Raw genomic sequence first — 19,680 nt, forward strand, 5'->3', positions numbered from 1 at the left:
TGGCTTCAGTGAAAATAATCGCGGCCGCGGATGTTGCCGTGGCGCAGGGGTTGGTGTTCGGAGGGCTCGTCGAGAAAGGTACGATCCAGACCGTTCTGGAGGATGGAGCGGATCGAGGCGACGGATCGCGCCTTGATCAGAATGCCGCGCCGGCAGGCCGCTTCGACGCGCTCCGCGCTGTAGCTTTTGACCAGTGACAGAATGCCGAGGCAGGTGCGAAAGCCTTGCTCGGGATGCGGCCGGGCCGCGATCACGGCCTGGAAGAAGGCGGCGGTCGACGGACCGATCCGCTCGCCGGCGACGATCACTCCGGCGGGCGTCCATTGACCGTAGCGCCGATGGGCGCTGGGCATATGGTCGGCGATGGTGGTGTGGCCCCGCCGGTTGGGCGCGCGGGCGTGGCTGGCGATCCTGCGGCCGTTGTGGAAGATCTCGACCGTTCTGTCATCGATGCGTGCGTCGACAAGCTCACGGATGAGCCGATACGGCGCGGAATACCAGTGTCCATCGATCTCGATATGATAGTCGGGGCCGATCCGGCATCGCTTCCAGCGTGCGAAAGCGTAAGCCTGGTCCGGCAGCTTTGTAAGCTTGGGCTTGTCGAGCTCGGCGAACAGTTCGGCGCGACTGGCGCCAAAGTCGCGCATCTGCCTTGCATTGAGTTCGACGACGAGTGTTTTGATGGCTGCGTTCAGCTCCGCCAACGAAAAGAAGCGTTGGTTGCGCAGCCGCGCCAGAATCCATCGCTGGGCGACTTGCACCGCAACTTCGACCTTTGCCTTATCTTTTGGGCGCCGCGGCCGGGCTGCGAGAATGGCCGTGCCGTAATGGCTCGCCATCTCGGCATAGGTTCGGTTGAGGCCGGGATCGTGGCGGTCGGGATTGGTGACGGCGGCCTTGAGATTGTCGCAGACTACGAATGTCGGCACGCCGCCGAGGAAGGCGAAAAGATTGATGTGGACCCGGATCCAGTCGGCGAGCCCCTCGCTTGGACAGGCCTCGGCATAGGTATAGTTGGAGGCGCCCATCGCCGCGACGAACAGCTTCATCGACTGCACTTCCCCGTTTGAGGGATCGATGACGTCGATGGTGTCGCCGGCGAAATCCACGAAAACCTTCTCGCCGCCCAGATGCGTCTGCCGCATCGAAGGCCGGGCTCGCCCCTTCCAGGCCTCGTACGTCGTGCAGAACCAGGTGTAGCCGAAGCCATCGGGATGGGTGGCGCGATACTCGTCCCACAGCAGCCGACGGGTCACGTTGCGTCGGCGCAGCTCCTTGTCGACATAGCCCCAGTCGGGAACGGCCCGCTGGGGGCTCTGCGACGCAGGCCTCGGCGCCGGGAAAAGCAGCAGCTCCAGGTCCTCGTCGCTCATTCCGGCCGGCAACGGCCACTTCAGCCCGGCAGCCCCGGCTCGGCGTAGATAGCTGTGCACGGCGCCGTTGCTGATGCCCAAGGTGCGCGCGATGGCTCGCTCCGGCAAGCCTTGAACATGTTTTAAGCGGAGAACCTCTTTGATCCGGCGCATCGACAATCTCTGGGTGGGCATCGGCCTTCCTCGTTCACTGACGAGGCAGTTCCTAAGCCGGTTGAGTTGTCGGCCGAAGCGGGCTGAGTTGCTGAAAAGCTGCTCACGATCCCGCGAAATCCGTGCTCACGATCGTCTGAAATCTCTGCTCACGATCCCCTGAAATCCGTGCTCACGATCCCGCGAAACATGCAGCAGGAAACGGCGAATGAACTCATCGGGCTTGAGATTCATGATCTTTGTCGCGCTGTTTTGGCGATAGTCCTTCCATGAGAAGGCGACATGATCGTCGTCGAGTGCGACGAGCCGGCTGTTGGCGATCGCGACGCGATGGGTGTAGCGGCCGAGATAGGCCAGGACCTGTGCGGGTCCGCCGAAGGGCCGCTTGGCGTAAGCAACCCAGTTGATGCGTCGCATGGCGTCGAGGTGGGCCGCAAAGGCAGCCGGCTCGGCCAGAGCTCCGAGATCGCCGAAGAAACGCAAGGCACCGGAGTTGAAGGCTGCCGACAGACGTTTGAGAAAAAGTGTGCGAAATAGTCTGGACAACGGTTTGACGGCCAGGAAGAAGTTCGGTCGGCAAGCGGTCCAGCGCGCGCCATCGGGCGAGAGGCCGCCACCCGGAACGACGCAATGGACGTGGGGATGATGCATCAGCGTCTGTCCCCAGGTGTGGAGGACGGCGACGCCGCCGATCGCACCGCCGAGCCGGCGTGGATTGGCGGCGAGCGTCGTCATCGCCTCGGCGGCAGCCTTGAACAGGATGGCATAGACGACGGCCTTGTTCTGGAAAGCGATCGCGGCGATCGGTGCGGGAAGTGTAAAGACGACGTGGAAATAGGGAACCGGAAGCAGGTCGGCTTGACGCGCGGCGAGCCACGCGGCTCGGGCTCTCCCCTGACACTTCGGACAGTGCCGATTGCGGCAGGAATTATAGGCAACGCGTGTCGTGCCGCAGTCGTCGCAAGCCTGCATGTGGCCGCCGAGCGCCTCGGTCCGGCACGCAACGATCGCGCTCATCACGCGCCGCTCGACCCGCCCCAGATGACCGGCATGTACACGGCGATAGGCGTCGCCATGCCGGCGCAGAATATCGGCAATCTCGATGGCGGGCCTGTTGGAGCGGATGTCGGAGCGGGTCATGACCCGCATCCCGCTGCGGGTCATCCAGGTGGCGTCACCTCCAGCGACAGGCGATCGAGCGGGCTCTGCGTCGCTCGGATCGTATCGGTGGCGACCTGCGTGTAGCGCGCTGTCGACGACAAATTATTGTGCCCGAGCAAGACCTGGATGATCCGGATATCGGTTCCGTTCTCGAGAAGATGTGTCGCGAAGCTGTGGCGCAGCGTGTGCAGCGTGACGCGCTTGGTCAGGCCCGCAGCCTTCACCGCCGACCGGCAGGCGGCATGCAGCACGGTCTGATCGATCGGATGATCTTCGTCACGACCAGGGAACAGATAAAGCCGCGGCCGGGCGAGCCGCCAGTAGGTGCGCAGGATGCCCAGCAGCTGGGGCGACAGCATCACGTTGCGATCCTTCGCGCCCTTGCCGTGGCGCACCTGGATGACGCCGCGGGCGCTGTCGATGTCTTCGATCCGCAGTCCCGCAACCTCCGAGGCCCTGAGCCCGGCCGCATAGGCGGTGGTGAGCGCGGCGCGGCTCTTCAGGCTCGATACCGCTTCAAGAAACTGAACCACTTCGTCGGCGCTGAGAACGACCGGCAGCTTGCGCGGTTCTCGCGCATAGGGAATGCGCTCTGGGATGAGCGCCTCGCCGAGCGTGACGCCGTAGAAAAACCGTAGCGCACAGACGATCTGGTTCAGCGCCGGCCATGAGATGCCGGTCGAGACCAAATGCACCTGGAAGGCGCGGACGTCTTCCAGCTCTAACCGGTCAGGCGATCGGCCAAAATAGCGGCTGAACTTCGAAACCGCGCTGATGTAGGATCTTTGCGTCGCCGGCGACAGATTGCGGACGGTCATGTCTTCGATCATGCGGCGGCGAAGAGGGCTCAAATCGGCCATCTCGATACTCCTGTCTGAGGGGGTGGGCTCCAACACCCACATCCTCTCAGCCAGGAGGCGATCTATGCCACCTTGCCCCCTACGCCGCGGCAGCGGCTTCGTTCAATCCCCACCCGATTCTTTCCGGTCGGAAAATGCTCTAGCGCTTATCTTCTTCCGCTCTCCTCCCGGAAAGGGTCGCTCGCAAAGCGAGCGGGGTGCCGCACCGGCGCGCTTATGCCGGGCTTGATCCAGATCAATGGGCCCTGCTCGACCACCATGAAAGATGGCACGCAGCATTCGATCCAGAACGGCTTCGTCATCGAGGTCACTGGGCTCGCAACTGTCGTTCTCAGAATGAGCAGACCACGCGTCTTTCTCAGGAGTCACGGATGGCTCGGCACCTTTTCTACGCGATCGCCCTCATCGGCACCGGAGTGTTCCTCGCCTCATCGGCCGAAGCAGTGACAGCCGCACGATGCGAGGATCGAGGCGCAAATTGCCTCGGCACATGTGCCGACTACACCGGCGGGGCCGGTGACGTTCGAGGGCGCCAGAACACATGCGTGCGCGTCTGCGACCGGCAGACGACCAGATGCCTGATACGAGCCCATGACGAACGCTGGCCCCATAATCGCCAATGAAGGCCGTGGTTCTACACTTGGGCTAACGCCCCCCGTCTCGCGCTTGCGGCGCACCGCGTCCAGCTGACCTACCCTGGCTTGCGTCGTAGCCCCGCGACCAAACAAAACCCCACCACCAGCGAGATCGCGGCAAGACCGCCCCAGACCATTCCCGCCTGTTCGAGATAAACATCCTGCGTTACAGGGTCGTAGCAGCGGCCGAGCTCGTTGAAGCAGTCGCGCCAGCGCCAGTAGCGGGCCTCGAAGGCGAGCGCGAACAGCACGCCTGTTGCAATCAGGGCTGCGCCAAAAATCCCCCTTAGCCAGCGCAGAATCATGCAGCGTCAGCTCACCTGCGCTGCTTCTTCTTGGTGAAGCGCACGCTCTGGCCGTCCGGCATCCGCGTCGCGACGAACCCCGCGGCGAGGCAGGCTTCGCGCTGGGGCATCTGGATGTCGGGGCTGCGGAGGCTGTCCCACCATGAGGCGCGATTCGCCGCCCGCGGCAGGGCCGAGCCGATGATCTCCTCGATCTGCTCGAAACTCAGCACGAATTCCGTTTGCTTCTGCCGCATCAGGTAATCCCGCAGCGCGCCGTAATCGTTCACAATCGTCCTCTCGTCCCAGCTCCGCTGCCCAAAAGCGATGCCCGCGGAAACCAATTCTTAACTCATTGTGGCAGCGCCGTCCCGGCTTAAACACTACGCAAGATTTCGGGCGCATCCACTAGTGTCGGGAGCACTCGATGCAGTCTGGATGGCGCGACGTCACGACCCGCCGGCCGTGGCGGATTTCGGCGAAGCTGCTGATCATATCGTCCGTCGTGACGGTGATCGGCTTTTCCGCCATTTGCGTCAACGTCATGCTGGACATGCGCCGCGGCGAGGAGGCCCTCGCTCGCCAGACGCTGGACAATCTGGCCACCTCCATCGAAGCAGATATCAGCCGCAACATCGAGATCTACGATCTCTCCCTGAAGGCGGTCGCCAGCAACATGCTGCTGCCGGAGATCAACGCGGTCTCGAAGCCGATCCGTCACCTGATCCTGTTCGATCACGCGACCACGGCGAGGCACTTCGGCGCCATCCAGGTGTTCGATGCCGAGGGCAGGCTGACCATCGACGCCTCCACGCTCGATCCCCTGCCGGAGAACCGGAGCGAGGAGGACTACTTCAGGGTTCATCGCGACGATCCCGACGCCGGCCTCTTCATCAGCCGTCCGATGCTTTTCCGCGGCGCCTATTCCATCGTGCTGAGCCGGCGCATCAGCGATACCGACGGCGGCTTCTTGGGGGTCGTCACCGGCTCGATCCGTTTCAGCTATTTCCACGAATTGTTCGAGCGCCTGAACCTCGATCCCGACGATACCATCACCGTGCTGACGCGCGATCGCACCATCATGATGCGGCGGCCGTTCGATCTCGACGTCATCGGCAAGAATCTCGGGACGCAGCAGAGCTGGAAGGCCGACAATCTCAAGGCCGGCGGGTCCTATGCGGGCCAGGGTCCGGTGGACGCGACGCCGCGCCTCTACGTCCGCAGCACCGGCCCGGGTCCGCTGTTCGTGGTGGCAGGCAAGCCGCTCGCCGCCGTGTTCGAGCTCTGGCAGAAGGAAGCCTACCGCATCGGCGCCGTGGTTCTGGCGCTCATCCTGTTCATGCTGGCCTCGACGCTGGTGCTCGCCCGCGAGATCGGCCGACGCGCCGATGCCGAGCGCAAGCTCGAGGAGATGGCGACGACGGATGCGCTCACCGGCCTGAAGAACCGCCGCAAGTTCGACCAGGTCATCGACGTCGAATGGCGCCGCGCGATGCGTCAGAAGACGCCGGTCGCGCTGCGGATGATCGATGCCGATCACTTCAAGGCCTACAACGACACGTTCGGCCATCAGGCCGGCGACCAGGTGCTGGTCGGCATCGCGATCTGCATTTCCGATTCGGTGCGGCGGTCCGGCGACTGCGCCGCGCGCTATGGCGGCGAGGAATTCGCGGTGCTGCTGCCGAACACCTCGGCCGCCGAGGCCTTCAATGTCGCCGAGACGATCCGCGGCAAGGTGCAGGGCTGGTCCGACGACCAGGCGATGTCGACGGTCTCCTGCGGCATTGCGGGCTTGGTTCCTACCACCGGCCTGGACTGGCCGGTCCTGGTCGCCGCCGCCGACAAGGCGCTCTATGCGGCGAAAGCCGGTGGCCGCAACCAGTCCGTGGTCGCGAGCCTTCCGAAGCTATCGCTGGTGGCGTGAGGGGCCCCCTCCGTCATTGCGAGCGAAGCGAAGCAATCCAGACTGTCTCCGCGGAGGCAGCCTGGATTGCTTCGTCGCTTCGCTCCTCGCAATGACGAGTGGAGCGCTACTGCCCCAGATACTTCTTCATCTCCGCAATGAGCCCATCGCGCAGTTCCGGCCGCTTCAGGCCGTAGGCGATGTTGGCGCGGAGGAAGCCGGGCTTGGAGCCGCAATCATGGCGCTCGCCCTCGAACTCGACGCCGTAGAATTTCTGCGACTTGGCGAGGCCGATCATGGCGTCGGTGAGCTGGATCTCGCCGCCGGCGCCGCGCTCCTGGGTCTCCAGGATCTTGAAGATCTCCGGCTGGAGAATGTAGCGGCCGGTGATGGAGAGGTTGGAGGGCGCGGTGCCCTTGGCCGGCTTCTCGACCATGCCGTCGACCTCGAACATCTTGCCGGTGCGCTTGCCGACGCCGCAGATTCCGTATTGATGGGTGAGATGGTCGGGCACCGCCTCGACCGCGATGACGTTGGATTTTTCGCCGAGCGTTGAAGCCGTCTCGATCATCTGCTTCAGGCAGCCGGTCGTGTTGAGCACGAGCTCATCGGGCAGCACCACCGCGAACGGCTCATTGCCGACGATGTCGCGCGCACACCAGACCGCGTGGCCGAGACCGAGCGGCGCCTGCTGGCGGGTGAAGCTGACGGCGCCGGCCTCCGGCTGGTTCTGCGCCAGGATGTCCTGCTCGGCCTTCTTGCCGCGCGCGGCGAGCGTCGCGTCGAGCTCGAACATCTTGTCGAAATGATCTTCGATGACGTTTTTGTTGCGGCCGGTGACGAAGATGAAATGCTCGATGCCGGCTTCCCTCGCCTCGTCATAGACGTACTGGATCAGCGGCTTGTCGACGATGGTCAGCATTTCCTTCGGCATCGCCTTGGTGGCGGGCAGGACGCGGGTGCCGAGGCCGGCGACGGGGAATACGGCTTTGCGAATTTTCATGGGACAGATCGAATACCTGAGGACGTGAAGGGAGCAATGGTATCTTGCTAGCTTGTTTGCAGCCGCTAACAAAGGCGGATGTGGGGCCTCGCGCTCACAGAGTTGAGAAAAAGGCTGACACCAAAATTTCACCTTTGTTAAGCTATTGGCAACCGGTACCGGGCCTCCTGAAGGCGGATTTTCGGCCGGACAGGTAGGGTATGATGCAATCAGTGGCAGCGCTGGCGAAACGTGCTGGATTTGTGACCGGCGCAATGATGCTTGCGGCCGCCGTGCTGCTGCCTGTCAGCGCGCACGCCCAGGCGCAGAACGGCTTGTCGAACCTGTTCGGCGGTATTTTCTCCGGCTCGAATCCGGCGCCCTCGCAAGCCCCGCCCGGCCCCGGCGGCGCCTTGCCATGGACCGGCGAGGACGGCGCCTCCGGCCACCCGTTGATGACGGCCGCCGCGATCCGCGAGGCCGCCTCCAACTTCAACAATTGCGTGGCGGGGATGTGGCCCGATGCCGCACGGCGCAACATCACGCAGGAGAATTTCCAGCGCTTCACGGCCGGGCTGTCGCCCGATCTGCGCATCATGGACCTGATGGATTCGCAGCCGGAGTTCACCAAGTCGATCTGGGACTATCTCGACATCCTCGTGAACGACAACCGCCTCGCCAAGGGCCGCGAGGTCCTCGCCAAATACAAGGCGCAGTTCGACGCCACCGAGAAGGCCACCGGCGTCGACCGCTACATCATCGCCTCGATCTGGGGCATCGAGTCCAATTACTCGACGCAGATGGGCGACCGCAGCGTGCTGCAATCGACCGCGACGCTCGCCTGCATCGGCCGCCGCCAAGCCTATTTCAGGGACGAGTTTCTCTCCGCGCTGGAGATCCTCAACCGCGGCGATCTCAGGCCTGAGCAGATGCGCGGCTCCTGGGCCGGCGCCTTCGGCCCGACCCAGTTCATGCCGACCGCGTTCAAGCGCTTTGCCGTGGATGGCGATGGCGACGGACGGCGCGACGTCGTCGACAATCCCACCGATCTGATCGCCTCGACCGCCAACAATCTGAAGAAGGACGGCTGGCAGGCCGGCCAGACCTGGGGCTACGAGGTCGTGGTGCCGCAGGGCTTCAACTACATGCTGGCCGATCGCGCCAAGGCGATGACGATGGCGCAGTGGGAGAAGCTCGGGCTCAAGCGCCCGGCCAACCAGCCCTTCCCGCATCCGGCCGAGAAAGCCTATCTGCTGGCGCCCGCCGGGGCGCAGGGCCCGGGCTTCCTGATGCTGCAGAATTACCGCGTCATCATGAAGTACAACCCGGCCGAGGCTTATGCGCTGGCGATCGGCCATTTCGCCGACCGCCTGCGCGGCGGCCAGCCCTTCGTGCAGCCCTGGCCGCGGCAGGAGCGCGAGCTGTCCCGTACCGAACGGCTGGAACTCCAGCAGCTGCTGGCCCAGCGCGGCTTCTACAAGGGCACCCCGGACGGCCAGTTCGGCGGCCAGACCCGGGAGGCGCTGCGCAATTTCCAGGCCTCGATCGGGGTACCGGCCGACGGGTTTGCCTCCTCCGACGCGCTGGAACGGCTGCGCGGGCGGTAAGCACCGCCCGCCACAGCCGATCGTTCAGGAATCGACGTAGTTCACGACGTCCGACAATTCGAACCTCGTCCCCTGGTACGACATGTCCTTGACCGTGGGCCGCCAGTTCGGATCCTGGACGAGATAGGACTGGTTGTCCGCGACGACGAGGCCGATCAGGACCTCGGCGACGATGCGACCGCCGACGTCGCCCAGCCGACTGCCACCCAGCACCTGCGATGTCGGCTTTTCGTCCTCATCCTCGAAGTCGGTCTTGACCGCGTCGGCCAGCTCCGCCTCGCGCAGGATATAGTACCAGAGCGGTGCGTTCTCGTGCAGCTGCGCAGCGTTTTCCGTGAACATGTCGCGGCGTGCCTTCGCGGCGTCGTCGTCCAGATTGCCTTGATCGATCCAGAGCTGCTCGTCCGTCAGGGGCTTGAGACCCATGCGCCGTGCCACCGCCTGCCCGCTCGGCAGGCCCAGCGCGATGCCGCGCTGCAGGTTCAGGCTTGGCAACGACTTGCGATCAGGCCTCTTCTCGTTGCGCAGGTCCGGCAACATCGAGAGCGGATCGACCAGCATGGTGTCGATCCGATACGCCGGCTGCGGCCGCACGAACTGGTCGAACGGGAGCTCCGCCGTCGGCTCCGGCAGATCGCTTGCCACGTCCGGCAGGAAGAAGCTCCAGTCGATGCCCCATCCCGGGGGCAACGGACGGAAGCCGTTCAGGCTGCGCACGTCGTCGCAGCTGAAGTCCGGCTTGAAGATCGGCAATCGGTCCAGCTTGTTCTTCGGCGCCCTCTGATGCGGTATCTCCGCGCTCAGCGAATAGCTCGGCCGGACCATGGAGTGGCCGAACCGATAGGCCGCGACCGAAAATTCGACCGGCATGAACGGATATTGCGCGTCCTCCGGCTTGTAGAAGTGGAGCTTCGGCTTGCCGCCGTTGTAGACCGCGTGGAACATCTTGTCGCCGACGATGCGCCGCACGAAGTCGTGCAAGACGACCCATTGATAGTGCCAGCGTACCTTGCGCTGGGCCGTATTGAAGGCTGCGAGGCCCGTGATCCCCGGCCGCTCGTTTCCCGGCTCGGTCGACGGCCGCGCCAGGTCGAGCATGATCTTGTTGTGGAAGCGCTGCCACAGCTGGTGAATCTGCACGACGATGTTGTTCTCGTCGTTGCGCTTGTCGCCGATGATGGCGCGTGGGCAATCCTGATGCTCATCGTCGACTTCACCGCTCTCGTCACGCGGCGCGCGTTGCACGTCGAAGAGCTTCTTCTTGCCCTTCAGATAGGCCGGCGTCTTGTCGAAGCCGAGCTTGATGGTGAGATCGGGATTGTAGAGGTAGGGCTGATCCGCCGGCCCCCGGCCGTAGATGCTGTCGAGATCCAGCCGCGCCGTGCGGAAATCCTGGGTCGCGTTGGGATCATTGTCACGGTCGAGATCGGAGGCGGGATCGAAGGTGATGTCGTGATCGATGAACTGGCCGAAATAGGTGTAGCCTGCCTTGATCTTCGGATTCTCGTCGGCCGGTTCCTCCTCGGTAATCGGCGCGCCGGTATCCCCCCGCTTGATCATGGTGTCGGCGATCGCATTCATGATCGCCTGTTCCTGCGGTAGGGTATCGCCGAAGCGGGCCCTGGCCAGCTCCGGGAACATGCGGCCGAACCGGCCAAAGCCTTCCGGCTGGTAAGCCACGGCGTCCAGGCCACGTTCGGATCGGCCATGGCCTTGCGGTCGCTTCGCTTTGGACTGCTCGGCCTGCGCGTCGAGCAATTTCTCGGCTTGCGCACGCGACTCGGCAACATCTTGCTTGGTGATGTCCTGCATGAGTTCACTCCCGAAATTGGAATTGGTCATCAATATTGAGAGAGCGCTATTTCAGCGTGAAAATACCGTTAGACCGCCATTGAAGTTGTGAGATGGATCGCAATTGGGGGTGGATCACACCGTCGCACCGGATGATCCGGCCCTCCGTTAACGGTTCCGGCCTGTTTCGGACCAATCGGCCTTGACCTCAGGACCCATCGGGCGATTTATGACAATAGAATTTGCCCGTTCGGCGCCTGATTCCGTTATTATATCGAGCCTATCCCGATCCCCATTGCGCGTGCCCGAGATCGCATGTCGAAGCCCAGGCCCCAGTTCAAGTCCTTCTTCAAGGCGCTGACCGAGACCGGCCCGCTGATCGCGCTGGGGACGGCGCTTGCGATTCTGGTCTCCGTCGCGGGACCCGCCTCGGCGCAGTTCTTCAACTTCCCCGGCTTCGGCGGCCCGCCGCAGCCGCAGGCCCCGCCACCGCGGAACGGCGGAGGCGGCGGCTGGTTCGGCGGCGACTTCTTCGCGCCATTCCAGCAGCAGCAGGCGCCGCGCCAGGATTTTTCGCGCGCGCCGGCACCAGCCAAGCGCGACACCACGCCCGACAAGAACGTGCTGGTGATCGGCGACGCCATGGCCGACTGGCTCGCCTACGGCCTCGAAGACGCCTACACCGAGCAGCCCGACATGGGCGTAATCCGCAAGCACAAGACCACGTCCGGCCTGATCAAGTACCAGCCGAAGGGTGAGCCCGCGGACTGGGCGGCGGCAGCGAAGGGCATCCTCGAGACCGAGAAGCCTGATGTGATCGTCGTCATGCTCGGCCTCAACGACCGCATCTCGATCCGCGAGGCCGCGCCCGACAAGGCGACGGACAAGGACAAGAAGAACGACAAGGGCGCGCGCGCCAAGCCGCAAGGAAAGCCAGGCGACAAGCCCGGCGACGCCAAACCTGATTCCGCCGCCAAGCCGGACGACAAGCCCGCCGACACCGACCTGCCGCAGGACGATGCCGACAACGCCGACACGCCGGCGGTCACAGCGCCGGACAAGACCGCGCGCAATCCGAACGGCCTCTACGAATTCCGCGACGAGCGCTGGGTCGAGCTCTACGGCAAGAAGATCGAGGAGCTGGCCAACGTCCTCAAGTCCAAGGGCGTTCCGGTGCTCTGGGTCGGCCTGCCCGCGATCCGCGGCCCCAAGGGCACCGCGGACATGCTGTTCCTGGATTCGCTCTATCGCGAAGGCGCGGCCAAGGCCGGCATCACCTATGTCGATGTCTGGGACGGCTTTGTCGACGAAGCCGGCCGCTTCCTCCAGAAGGGCCCGGACTTCGAGGGCCAGATCCGCCAGCTCCGCAGCTATGACGGCGTCTATTTCACGAAACCCGGCGCACGCAAGCTCGCCCACTATGTCGAGCGCGAGATCACGCGCCTGCTCGCCGGACGCTCCGGCCCGATTGCGCTGCCGAGCGAGCCTGCGACCCCCGACACCAGCGCCGAGCCCGGCAAGCCCGCGCCGCGGCCGCTGGCGGGACCGATCGTGCCGCTGGTTGCGGCCTCGATCTCGGCCGATCAATTGCTGGGCGGACCGGGTTCGCGTCCCGCCGCCGTCGATGCGCTCGCCGCGAAGACGATGGTGAAGGGTGAGCCGCTGGCCGCGCCCGCCGGCCGTGCCGATGATTATGCCTGGCCGCGCCGCGAAGTCGGCCGCGAGCAAGCCAAAGGCGATACGCCGATGGCTGCTACGACGCCGGATGGTGCTGCTGCTGCTCCCGGTACGCCAAGCGCTGCCGCCGCGATCGCGCCGCCCAGACTCGCGCCGAAGAAGCCGCCGGTGCAGCAGCCGCAGCAGCCGGCCCAGGCAACGCCGGCATTCCGCGATTTCTTCGGCTTCGGCTCTCCGCAGCCACCGCCGCGTCAATTCGCACCAGCGCCGCGTAATCCCGCGCCCGCCTGGTAACGTCGGGCGATCGGCGGAGATGTTCCGGTAGTTTTTCTGAATTGAGATTTCGTGTCCCGGACGCGCTGCAGCGTGTAACGCTGCTGCGCAGAGCCGGGACCCAGCACTGCGAATTTCACCAAAGAATGGGCCCCGGCTCTGCAAAGCGGCGTTGCCGGACGATGCTACGCATCGCCTAGGCCGCATTGCGTCCGGGGCACGAAAGAATTCGGGCGGTGGCTCAGCCGTAATAGCGCCAGCGCGGCGGCGGGCGACGGGCGGGACGCGACATCAGGAGCGCGAGTGCGAAGCCGATTCCGCCGGCGATCAGCAGCGCACCGAGCGGATTGTCCTGCACCTTCTTGGCAATCGCCTGCGAACCGTCGCGCAAGGTCTCGGCCGGCTTGTCGTAGGCGTCCTTGGCGTAGCCGGCCGCAGTCTCACCGGCGTCGCGCACGGCATCCTTGGCCTGGCCGTAGAGATTCTGCACGGTGCCGGCGGCTTCCCGCGCCTTGCCTGACGCCTGTGTCTGCGCATCGCCAGCGAGATCACCGACGGCGCCTTCTGCGCGCCCAGCGAATTCCTTGGCCGATCCGACGATCCGATCCTTGTCCATGTTGCTCCTCCTCGGGGGTCAACCCAAGTAACCGATCAGGAGCAGCGCAGTTCCAAGCTTCTGCGAAAGTGTGTAGTCCGGACTACGCTTCCGCCTGCGCTCTTCGGGTTACGGCGGGCCAGTCGCTCCATCCGGGCTACAGGATGAGCCCGCCATCGACCACCAGCGTCTGGCCAATGATGTAGGACGACAGCGGCGAGGCCAGGAACAGCGCCGCGCCCGCCATGTCAGCCGGCGTGCCCAATCGCCGCAGCGGAATGCGCGACAACGCGCCTTCGAGCCGCTTGGGATTGTCGGTGGTCACCTTCGTCATCTTGGTGTCGACGAGTCCGGGCGCGATACCGTTGACGCGGATCCCATCCTCGGCCCAGGCCTCGCCCAGCGTCCGCGTCAATCCGACTGCGCCGGTCTTCGAGGCGTTGTAGGCGGGATTGCCCATGGTGGAATGATAGGCTGCGGTCGAGGACACCATGATCAGCGCGCCCTTGCTATCGCGCAGCATGGAGTGAAACCGCGTCGCGCAGGCCATCAGGCTCATCAGATTGACCTCGACGACCTTGCGGAAGCCGGCCATCTCGAACTCGCCGCGGCGATAGAGCACCGCGCCCTGCGCGAGCACGAGCACATCGAGACGATCGAAGGACGGCTTGAACGCTTCCACCGCGCCGGCGTTGCCGACGTCGAGCTGCGCATAGGAAAGACCCGTGAGATCGGAGCCTTCTTGCGCCGAATATTCCGCGGGATGAGCACGCGTGCCGCAGACTGCAACTTGCGCGCCCTTGGCGCGAAAGGCTTGCGCGATGCCGTTGCCGATACCGCTGGAACCGCCGACCACCAGCACCTGCTTGCCTGAGAAATCGAGCTCGTTCACCATCGCGGCCTCCCCTTTTGTTTTGCTTGTTTGACCTGTCTGCGGATCGATGCCAGCCTTGTCCATCTCATAACAAGAGCCAAGAGACGCGAGGAAACGGCATGTCCGAATTCAAGGAGCTCAGCCGGTCGGTGAAGGGCCTGACCGTTCTCGTCACGGGTGCGGCGAGCGGCATGGGGCGCGCGACCGCGCGCTTGTTCGCCGCTGAAGGCGCGAACGTCGCCGTCACCGACTTTGACGAGCAGGGAGCGCTGTCCGTTGCCAAGGAGATTGCCGCGAACGCCGGATCCGCGAAGGCGTGGAAGCTCGATGTCGCCGATGGCGGCGAGATCAAGCGCGTCGTCGGCGATGTCGCGGCGCATTTCGGCGGGCTCGACATCATCGTCAACAATGCCGGCATCTCCGTGCGCGTCGCGATCGACGACGAGACTTACGAAGACGCCTGGGCCAAGGGCATCGCCGTGATGCTGACGGCGCATCCGCGCATCATCCGCGCCGCGCTGCCGCACCTGCGCAAGTCGAAGAGCCCGCGCATCGTCAACATCGCCTCGACCGAGGCGCTCGGCGCCACCGCATTGCACAGCCCCTATTCGGCGGCGAAGGGCGGCGTGGCGAGCCTCACGCGCTCGCTCGCCGTCGAGCTCGGCCGCGAAGGCATCACCGTCAACTGCATCTGCCCGGGCCCGATCCGCACCGCCATCACCGACCGCATCTCCGAAGAGCACAAGACCATCTACGCCAAGCGCCGCACTGCACTGGGTCGCTACGGCGACCCCGAGGAGGTCGCGCATATGACGCTGAGCCTGTGCCTGCCGGCTGCGTCTTTCCTCACCGGCGCGGTGATCCCTGTCGACGGCGGCTTGATGGCGCGCAACGCGTGAGAGCCATGACGCTTAAGAGATATGCGCGCCGAGCGTTGACAACGCCGGTCGCGGGAGTAGCTTTTTCACCGGCAGAGCGGGACCAACCGCTCGCGGTTCGCGGGAGAAACACCATGACGATCGCCATCCGGCAGCTTCAAAAACATTTTGCCGGCGAGGTTTCCGGCCTCGACCTGCGAAAGCCTCTCACCGAGGCCGAGGCGCGCGAGATCGAGGCAGCCATGGACAAATATGCGGTGCTGGTCTTCCACGACCAGGACATCACCGACGAGCAGCAGATGGCCTTCGCGCTGAATTTCGGCCAGCGCGAGGACGCGCGCGGCGGCACCGTGACCAAGGAAAAGGACTACCGGCTGCAATCGGGCCTCAACGACGTCTCCAATCTCGGCAAGGACGGCAAGCCGGTGGCGAAGGACAGCCGCGCGCATCTGTTCAATCTCGGCAACTGCCTGTGGCATTCCGACAGCTCGTTTCGCCCGATCCCCGCAAAATTCTCGCTGCTGTCGGCGCGGGTGGTGAACCCGAAGGGCGGCAATACCGAGTTCGCCGACATGCGCGCCGCCTATGACGCGCTCGACGACGAGACCAAGGCGGAGATCGAGGATCTCGTCTGCGAGCACTCGCTGATGTATTCGCGCGGATCGCTCGGCTTCACCGAGTACACCGACGACGAAAAGCAGATGTTCAAGCCGGTGCTGCAACGCCTGGTGCGCACCCATCCGGTGCATCGCCGCAAGTCGCTCTATCTCTCATCGCATGCCGGCAAGATCGTCAGCATGAGCGTCCCCGAAGGCCGGCTGCTGCTGCGCGATCTGAACGAGCATGCGACGCAAGGCGAGTTCGTCTACGTCCACAAATGGAAGCTGCATGATCTCGTGATGTGGGACAACCGCCAGACCATGCATCGCGTCCGCCGCTACGACCAGTCCCAGCCCCGCGACATGCGCCGCGCGACGGTGGCGGGGACAGAGCCGACGGTACAGCAGCAGGCGGCGGAGTAGGCGGCATTGGAGTAGCCACAAATTCCGCCGTCGTCCCGGACAAGCGTAGCAAAGCGAAGCGCAGATCCGGGACCCATAACCACAGGCCGTGGTTTGGCGAAGACTAGTGGTGACCAGCCCGCTTCAACAACGACTTCCTGGGGTTATGGGTCCCGGATCTGCGCTCCATTCTGGACAACGCTACGCGCTGCCAGAAGCTCCGCTTGTCCGGGACGACAGCGGAGGTTGGCGCAACAGCTACGCGTGTCCCGCATCGTTCGAGAGCATGCCGGGATCGATGCCGATCTTGCGCAGCGCGCGTCCGTACTTCTCGTCGACATCGTCGCCGAAGATCAAATCCGAATCCGCATCGCAATGCAGCCAGCCATTGCTCTGGATTTCGGTCTCGAGCTGGCCCGGCGCCCAGCCGGCATAACCAAGCGCGAGGATGGCGTGCTTCGGGCCGGAGCCGTTGGCGATCGCCCGCAGGATGTCGACGGTCGCGGTGAGGCAGACGCCATCGTCGATCCGGAGCGTCGCGTTCTCGATGTAGAAATCGCTGGAATGCAGCACGAAGCCGCGGCCGGTATCGACCGGCCCGCCACGCAGCACCTTCATGCTTTCGGCGTTCTCCGGCAGCTTGATGTGCTCGCCCTTCTTGATGATGCCGAGCTGCTGCAACAGCTCGGGGAAGTCGATGCTGCCGGCGGGATGATTGACGATGATGCCCATCGCGCCCTCGGCGGAATGCGCACAGAGATAGATCACCGAGCGCTCGAAGCGCTCATCGCCCATCACGGGCATCGCGATCAGGAGCTGGCCGCCGAGATAGCCGGCCGAGCTGGGAAGCGCGGGGGCCGCGCTGCGGGTGCTTTCGCCCGTCCTTTTGCCTGTGGGAGCCATCGGTGAAGCACTCCGGTTTCGATTCCTATCCTGATGTCGGGCCGGGCTGCTGTCAAATCAAGGCTTGCATAGACTTGATTCAGGTGCATCCATCACAAGCAATTCAATGGTTTGCCCAGGGGCGACCCTGTAAAGACGTGCCATGCTGACAAGAGTTCCCCTGCATGCGGCGTTTGGCGTCGCAACAACCCTGCTTGCGTCGTCGATGACGCTTGCAGCCCGCGCCGACGACGCTTCGCCCTGGCAGCGCGACGGTCATTCCGCAGTGCGATTGCTGGCGGGATCGCGCAGCGGCGCCATCCTGCTCGGCGGTATCGCCTTCCAGCTCCAGCAGGGATGGAAGACCTACTGGCGCATCCCCGGCGATTCCGGCGTTCCGCCGCGGTTCGATTTCTCCAAATCGGACAATGTCGAAGCGGTGACGGTGATGTGGCCGGCGCCGCTGAAATTCGATGACGGCGCGGGCGGGCATTCGATCGGCTATCACGGCCAGATCGTGCTACCTCTGCGCATCGTGCCCAAGGCGCCCGACAAGCCGGTGACGCTGCGCGCCGAGATCAACTACGCCGTGTGCGAGAAGCTCTGCGTTCCCGTCGAGGCCAATGTCGAGCTCGGCTTCAACAACGTCGCCTCGACCGAGGACGCCAATCTGCGTGCCGCGCTCGACACCGTGCCGAAGCCTGCCACGATCGGTGATCCCAATCCGCTGACCATCCGCGACGTCAAACGTGACGGTCCCAAAAATGTCGTGGTCGACGTGGTCGTGCCTGATAGCCGCGGCGTCAATTTGTTCGTGGAAGGGCCGACGCTCGATTGGGCGTTGCCGATTCCGGCGCCGGTCGAGCGCAGCCCGCCCGGTGTGCAGCGATTTTCCTTCGAGCTCGATGGACTGCCGCCGGGCGCCAAGCCCGACGGAGCGGCGCTGAAGTTCACGCTCGTCGCGCCCGAGAAGTCGTACGAGTTCAATACGAATCTGGAGTGAGCCGGAGCTGTCGTCATTCTCCGCTGTCGTCCCGGGGCGCGCAACGCGCGAGCCCGGGACCCATAGCCACGGGGAGTGGTTTGGCGAAGACTCGGAGTTACCAGCCAGCGCAACATTTCTCCCTGGGGTTATGGGTCCCCGCCCCCCGTGCGCAATTGCGCACTAGGCGGGGACGACGCCGGTGGCTGGAGCGGCAGCATGCCTCACCCAACCCAATCTTAACGAATGGTTGCTAATCCCCAAGGGCTAGCGCATCAGGCCTGCCGCAGCATGCGGGACGCCTGATACGGACGCCCTGGGGATCTCGAATTGGCCGTGATGGATGCAGAACCCGCAACGACCGGACCTGCCGGCCTCATCGCGCGGCTGCGCGCGAAGCTGATGGGCGGGTCGAACGAAGCGTCGCTGACGCGGCGGTTGGCCGGCACCATCTTCATCATCCGGGTGATCAGCGCGGGCCTCGCCTATTTCTCGCAAGTTCTGCTCGCGCGCTGGATGGGGACGTCCGACTACGGCATCTATGTCTACGTCTGGACCTGGGTGCTGCTGCTCGGCAGCATGATGGACTTCGGCATCTCGGCCTCCGCGCAAAAGATCATTCCGGAGTATCGCACCAGCGGCGAGCATGCGCTGCTGCGCGGCTTTCTCTCCGGCAGCCGCTGGCTGACCTTTGCCGTGTCCACGCTAGTGTCGCTGGGGCTCGCCGGTATCGTCAAGCTGCTCTCGCCCTGGATCGATCCGGCCGAGGTGCTGCCGCTCTATATCGGCTGCATGACGCTGCCCGCCTTCGTCGTCGCCAACACCCAGGACGGCATCGCGCGCTCGCATGACTGGATGCAGCTCGGCCTGATGCCGCAATTCATCATCCGCCAGGCGCTGATCATCGGCATCACGGCCGCTGCCTTCCTGCTCGGCTATCACCTCGGCGCGGTCGCCGCGATGGTCGCGAGCGCAGGCGCGGTGTGGATCGCGATGACCGGACAGATGGTGGTGCTGAACCGCAAGCTCGCCGATCACATCGAGCCGGGCCCCAAAACCTACGACATCGGCGGCTGGCTCGCCGTCTCGCTGCCGATCCTGCTGGTCGAGAGCTTCTACCTGCTGCTGTCCTATACCGACGTGCTGGTGCTTCAGCAGTTCCGCCCATCGGAGGAGGTCGGTGTCTATTTCGCGGTGGTGAAGACGCTCGCCCTGGTCTCGTTCATCCACTACGCGATGTCGGCGACGACAGCGCATCGCTTCGCCGAGTACAACGCGCTCGGCGACAAGGCGCGCCTGTCGGCCTATGTCGCGCATGCCATCAACTGGACGTTCTGGCCGTCGCTGGCAGCGACCATCGTGCTGCTTGCGCTTGGCAAGCCGCTGCTCTGGCTGTTCGGCCCGCAATTCACGGTCGGCTACGACATCATGTTCGTCGCCGCGATCGGCCTCGTGGTGCGCGCCGCGATTGGACCGGTCGAGCGCCTGCTCAACATGCTCGGCCAGCAGAAGATCTGTGCGCTGGCCTACGCGCTGGCCTTCGTGATGAACCTCGTGCTCTGCATCGCGCTGGTGCCGCGCTTCGGCGGTCACGGCGCCGCGGCCGCGACCTCGATCTCGCTGACATTCGAGACGGTGCTGCTGTTCTGGATCGTGCGCCAGCGGCTCGGCCTGCACGTGCTGGCGTTTGGCAAATAGGCGCTGCCACCCGGGTTGCCGGCCTGGAGAATGGCTGTTTCGCGCCTTGCGCGGCGGCGACTAAAACCCCC

General features: G+C 64.5%; 15 protein-coding genes and 2 pseudogenes. 7 read left to right on the plus strand and 10 right to left on the minus strand.

All coding sequences use genetic code 11. The features are described from left to right. Positions 1-5: 5 nt before the first annotated feature. The 5 genes and pseudogenes from istA to HAP41_RS40920 form a co-directional block, all read right to left on the minus strand. Positions 6-1,547, minus strand: a complete 1,542-nt coding sequence (istA, locus tag HAP41_RS40900) for an IS21 family transposase (RefSeq protein WP_166063394.1) — start codon at positions 1,545-1,547, stop codon at positions 6-8. Between the two features lie 141 nt (positions 1,548-1,688). Then, positions 1,689-2,666: pseudogene (locus HAP41_RS40905) on the minus strand (IS91 family transposase); the annotation flags it as partial. Between the two features lie 20 nt (positions 2,667-2,686). Further along, a complete protein-coding gene (locus tag HAP41_RS40910) occupies positions 2,687-3,547 on the minus strand; it encodes a tyrosine-type recombinase/integrase (protein WP_029085027.1) in 861 nt (286 codons plus the stop codon). Positions 3,548-4,238: 691 nt separating this feature from the next. Continuing rightward, complete coding sequence (locus HAP41_RS40915) at positions 4,239-4,487, minus strand: hypothetical protein (RefSeq protein ID WP_063981010.1); 249 nt, start codon at positions 4,485-4,487, stop codon at positions 4,239-4,241. Between the two features lie 11 nt (positions 4,488-4,498). Then, positions 4,499-4,756 (minus strand): DUF7662 domain-containing protein, encoded by a 258-nt coding sequence (locus HAP41_RS40920; RefSeq protein WP_166079354.1) that lies wholly within the window; start codon positions 4,754-4,756, stop codon positions 4,499-4,501. A 137-nt stretch (positions 4,757-4,893) separates the two neighbouring features. Between HAP41_RS40920 and HAP41_RS40925 the strand changes: the two genes are divergently transcribed. Next, positions 4,894-6,390, plus strand: coding sequence for a sensor domain-containing diguanylate cyclase (locus HAP41_RS40925; RefSeq protein WP_166079333.1), 1,497 nt, complete (start codon positions 4,894-4,896; stop codon positions 6,388-6,390). A gap of 106 nt (positions 6,391-6,496) precedes the next feature. Here the strand turns inward: HAP41_RS40925 and galU are convergent, their stop codons facing one another. Then, positions 6,497-7,372 carry a UTP--glucose-1-phosphate uridylyltransferase GalU gene (galU, locus tag HAP41_RS40930; protein ID WP_014498169.1) on the minus strand — a complete coding sequence of 292 codons (876 nt, stop codon included), beginning with the start codon at positions 7,370-7,372 and terminating at the stop codon, positions 6,497-6,499. Between the two features lie 200 nt (positions 7,373-7,572). Here galU and HAP41_RS40935 point away from each other — a divergent pair, with 200 nt between their 5' ends. After that, entirely contained in the window at positions 7,573-8,958 is a 1,386-nt protein-coding gene (locus HAP41_RS40935; protein ID WP_175617994.1) for a lytic murein transglycosylase, read from the plus strand. Positions 8,959-8,982: 24 nt separating this feature from the next. Here HAP41_RS40935 and HAP41_RS40940 read toward each other — a convergent pair whose 3' ends face one another. Beyond that, the gene (locus HAP41_RS40940) at positions 8,983-10,770 is read right to left on the minus strand and encodes a peroxidase family protein (protein WP_166079310.1); all 1,788 of its coding nucleotides are present in this window, start codon (positions 10,768-10,770) and stop codon (positions 8,983-8,985) included. A 294-nt stretch (positions 10,771-11,064) separates the two neighbouring features. Here HAP41_RS40940 and HAP41_RS40945 point away from each other — a divergent pair. Then, positions 11,065-12,751: pseudogene (locus HAP41_RS40945) on the plus strand (SGNH/GDSL hydrolase family protein). Between the two features lie 189 nt (positions 12,752-12,940). Here the strand turns inward: HAP41_RS40945 and HAP41_RS40950 are convergent. Next, on the minus strand, positions 12,941-13,315 hold the full coding sequence (locus HAP41_RS40950; protein ID WP_063981006.1) for a CsbD family protein: 375 nt from the start codon (positions 13,313-13,315) through the stop codon (positions 12,941-12,943). 136 nt (positions 13,316-13,451) lie between these two features. Next, positions 13,452-14,189, minus strand: coding sequence for an SDR family NAD(P)-dependent oxidoreductase (locus tag HAP41_RS40955; RefSeq protein WP_166079302.1), 738 nt, complete (start codon positions 14,187-14,189; stop codon positions 13,452-13,454). A gap of 98 nt (positions 14,190-14,287) precedes the next feature. Between HAP41_RS40955 and HAP41_RS40960 the strand changes: the two genes are divergently transcribed. Beyond that, positions 14,288-15,067, plus strand: a complete 780-nt coding sequence (locus tag HAP41_RS40960; protein ID WP_166079300.1) for an SDR family NAD(P)-dependent oxidoreductase — start codon at positions 14,288-14,290, stop codon at positions 15,065-15,067. A gap of 113 nt (positions 15,068-15,180) precedes the next feature. Further along, positions 15,181-16,068, plus strand: a complete 888-nt coding sequence (locus HAP41_RS40965) for a TauD/TfdA dioxygenase family protein (protein ID WP_166079276.1) — start codon at positions 15,181-15,183, stop codon at positions 16,066-16,068. Positions 16,069-16,305: 237 nt separating this feature from the next. On the opposite strand, the gene HAP41_RS40970 is transcribed toward HAP41_RS40965, so the two are convergent. Further along, positions 16,306-16,950, minus strand: a complete 645-nt coding sequence (locus HAP41_RS40970; RefSeq protein WP_166079269.1) for a YqgE/AlgH family protein — start codon at positions 16,948-16,950, stop codon at positions 16,306-16,308. Between the two features lie 142 nt (positions 16,951-17,092). Between HAP41_RS40970 and HAP41_RS40975 the strand changes: the two genes are divergently transcribed. Further along, complete coding sequence (locus tag HAP41_RS40975; RefSeq protein WP_166079244.1) at positions 17,093-17,932, plus strand: protein-disulfide reductase DsbD domain-containing protein; 840 nt, start codon at positions 17,093-17,095, stop codon at positions 17,930-17,932. A 309-nt stretch (positions 17,933-18,241) separates the two neighbouring features. Then, complete coding sequence (locus HAP41_RS40980) at positions 18,242-19,609, plus strand: flippase (protein ID WP_414643287.1); 1,368 nt, start codon at positions 18,242-18,244, stop codon at positions 19,607-19,609. Positions 19,610-19,680 lie beyond the last annotated feature (71 nt).

The organism is Bradyrhizobium barranii subsp. apii (assembly GCF_011516635.5).
Classification (GTDB): domain Bacteria; phylum Pseudomonadota; class Alphaproteobacteria; order Rhizobiales; family Xanthobacteraceae; genus Bradyrhizobium; species Bradyrhizobium barranii.

Coding starts and splice junctions, on each gene's coding strand:
- istA (WP_166063394.1), bottom strand. CDS start 1,547: ATGCCCACCCAGAGATTGTCGATGCGCCGGATCAAAGAGGTTCTCCGC.
- HAP41_RS40910 (WP_029085027.1), bottom strand. CDS start 3,547: ATGGCCGATTTGAGCCCTCTTCGCCGCCGCATGATCGAAGACATGACC.
- HAP41_RS40915 (WP_063981010.1), bottom strand. CDS start 4,487: ATGATTCTGCGCTGGCTAAGGGGGATTTTTGGCGCAGCCCTGATTGCA.
- HAP41_RS40925 (WP_166079333.1), top strand. CDS start 4,894: ATGCAGTCTGGATGGCGCGACGTCACGACCCGCCGGCCGTGGCGGATT.
- galU (WP_014498169.1), bottom strand. CDS start 7,372: ATGAAAATTCGCAAAGCCGTATTCCCCGTCGCCGGCCTCGGCACCCGC.
- HAP41_RS40935 (WP_175617994.1), top strand. CDS start 7,573: ATGATGCAATCAGTGGCAGCGCTGGCGAAACGTGCTGGATTTGTGACC.
- HAP41_RS40940 (WP_166079310.1), bottom strand. CDS start 10,770: ATGCAGGACATCACCAAGCAAGATGTTGCCGAGTCGCGTGCGCAAGCC.
- HAP41_RS40950 (WP_063981006.1), bottom strand. CDS start 13,315: ATGGACAAGGATCGGATCGTCGGATCGGCCAAGGAATTCGCTGGGCGC.
- HAP41_RS40955 (WP_166079302.1), bottom strand. CDS start 14,189: ATGGTGAACGAGCTCGATTTCTCAGGCAAGCAGGTGCTGGTGGTCGGC.
- HAP41_RS40960 (WP_166079300.1), top strand. CDS start 14,288: ATGTCCGAATTCAAGGAGCTCAGCCGGTCGGTGAAGGGCCTGACCGTT.
- HAP41_RS40965 (WP_166079276.1), top strand. CDS start 15,181: ATGACGATCGCCATCCGGCAGCTTCAAAAACATTTTGCCGGCGAGGTT.
- HAP41_RS40970 (WP_166079269.1), bottom strand. CDS start 16,950: ATGGCTCCCACAGGCAAAAGGACGGGCGAAAGCACCCGCAGCGCGGCC.
- HAP41_RS40975 (WP_166079244.1), top strand. CDS start 17,093: ATGCTGACAAGAGTTCCCCTGCATGCGGCGTTTGGCGTCGCAACAACC.